Annotated in this window: 1 protein-coding gene; it reads left to right on the plus strand. The window is 56.4% G+C overall.

All coding sequences use genetic code 11. The features are described 5' to 3' along the window. The coding region (locus SB749_RS19370; protein ID WP_410711738.1) for a hypothetical protein at window positions 1–186 on the plus strand (186 nt) is incomplete at its 5' end. Window positions 187–275 lie beyond the last annotated feature (89 nt).

The raw sequence follows: 275 nt of genomic DNA on the forward strand, positions 1-275 counted from the left end.
GGCGCGAGCCGACGCATCGGCGATGCAAGCAGCGCATCAAGAGGACAAGGTCAACCGCGCATCGGTGCGCATGCCTGTGGCGGAATTTTGTTGGACAATCAAATCCCGGCGGCGATACCGGGTGCGACTCCCCCTGCATTGCCCCTTGCCGTATTCACAGATGAGTTTCCAGGGAAATCCAAATGAAGCTAACAATAGGGATAACAGCGATTATTGTGGGGATCATCGCCTACGGCGTGGGCAAGCTTAGCGTCTACATCCGTCAGGATAGCGAG

This window comes from Brevibacterium sp. SIMBA_078 (assembly GCF_046534565.1).
Lineage (GTDB): Bacteria > Actinomycetota > Actinomycetes > Actinomycetales > Brevibacteriaceae > Brevibacterium.